Raw genomic sequence first — 1,745 nt, 5'->3', positions numbered from 1 at the left:
TGCGCTCAGCTTCGAGGAGCGCTTCGCCCAGCTCATCGATCGCGAGATCCTGCTGCGCGACGGCAAACGCATCGATCGCCTGCTCAAGGCCGCCCGCATCAAAGCCGCTGCCGCCTGCCTGGAGGACGTCGACTACCGCGCCGGCCGGGGCCTCGAACGCAGCCAAATCGCCGCGCTCGGCACCGGTCAATGGATTCGCCATCACCAGAACTGCCTCATCACCGGGCCGACCGGCTGCGGCAAGACCTGGCTCGCCTGCGCGCTGGCCAATGCCGCGTGCCGGCAGGGCCTCGCGGCCTACTACGTGCGTCTGCCGCGGCTCTTCGAGGAGCTGCGCATCGCGCACGCCGACGGCAGTTTCAGCCGACGCCTCATGCAGCTCGCGCGCATGGACCTGATCGTGATCGACGATTGGGGCCTGGCCGCGCCGTCGGCGCAGGAGCGCAGCGACCTGCTCGAGCTGCTCGACGACCGGGTCGGCACGCGTTCGACCGTGATCACCAGCCAACTGCCGATCGAGCACTGGCATACCTACCTGGGCGACCCAACCTTCGCCGATGCGATCCTCGATCGCGTCGTGCACGCCGCACACAAGCTCGCCCTCAAGGGCGAGTCGATGAGAAGAAAGGAAAAGGCATGAGGCCGTGCCCGCGAGACGCCTTACCCACAGGCGCCCGCCCGCCAGCGTATGAGGCGCGCTGGCGGCCACCTGTGGATAAGCCTGCGTCGTGCCTCGAATCGAGCGTCATCGTGACCGACGCGGTTAGAATCTAAACACCACGCTTCGCGCGCAGACCCCACCGGTCACGTTCGTCGGTGCAGGCGGTCACGTTCGTCGGAATGCGCACTGGATCAGGCGGATGTCGACCTTCTGCTCCAGCAGGTGGGTGGCAAAGGCATGGCGCAGCGAGTGCATCGATACCCGCTTGTCGATGCCCGCTTCGTCGGCGGCTGCGTGGATGGCACGGTCGAGTTGCCGGGCGCTGAGGTGTCGGACCGGATCCTGACCAGGGAACAGCCAGCCGCCATCGAGCATCTTGCCCTGCGCATGGGCCACTCGCCACCACACGCGCAGCCGTTGCAGCAGCAACGGCGAAAGCATCGCATAGCGATCCTTCTGGCCCTTGCCTTGTTCAACCCGCAGCGTCATGCGCTGGCTGTCGATGTCGGCGACCTTCAAGGACACGACTTCGCTGATGCGCAAGCCCGTCGCATAGGCCAGTGCCAAGGCGGTTTGGTGTTTCAGGTTGCCGGCCGCAGCGATCAGGCGCTTCACCTCGTCCGGGCTCAGGATCACCGGCAGCTTGCGCGGCAGATGCACCGGCTGCATCTTGGCCATCAGCTCGGGACGGTCGAGCGTGACGGTGAAGAAGAACTTCAAGCCGCAGATTGCCGCGTTGAGCGACGTGGGCGACGTCCCGTGATCCACCAGGTACAGCTGGTAGTTCCGCAGATCCTCGACGGTCGCGGTATCCGGCGAGCGCCCAAGATACTTCGCGAAGTAGCGCACGGCGCGCACGTACCCTTCCTGGGTTCGATCGCCCAGCTTGCGCATCCGCATGTCCTCGATCATGCGCTGGCGCAACGGACTGATGCTCGGCTTCTGGGTTTCCATGGCTTGCTCCTGTCGAAAACGAGGCGGATCGCCTCATTTCCAACATGGCAGAGCACTGCCAATGCACACCCGCGACGTCCTGACCGTCCGAAGCGGTTCAGCACGCCCTACCGCGCGAGCGGTTTAGTCC

Annotated in this window: 2 protein-coding genes; one reads left to right on the top strand and one right to left on the bottom strand. The window is 65.6% G+C overall.

What is annotated here, in order from left to right:
* Window positions 1-640, top strand: a 640-nt coding sequence (gene istB / locus GO608_RS01540) for an IS21-like element ISAzo4 family helper ATPase IstB (protein WP_247002742.1), incomplete at its 5' end; no start/stop codon positions are given.
* Window positions 641-826: 186 nt separating this feature from the next.
* On the opposite strand, the gene GO608_RS01535 is transcribed toward istB, so the two are convergent.
* Window positions 827-1,615 (bottom strand): tyrosine-type recombinase/integrase, encoded by a 789-nt coding sequence (locus GO608_RS01535; RefSeq protein ID WP_247002740.1) that lies wholly within the window; start codon window positions 1,613-1,615, stop codon window positions 827-829.
* Window positions 1,616-1,745 lie beyond the last annotated feature (130 nt).

The sequence above is a fragment of the Aromatoleum buckelii genome (assembly GCF_012910785.2).
Lineage (GTDB): Bacteria > Pseudomonadota > Gammaproteobacteria > Burkholderiales > Rhodocyclaceae > Aromatoleum > Aromatoleum buckelii.
Note: the sequence above shows the minus strand (reverse complement) of the source record. Positions and strands in the feature narration are given on the sequence as shown.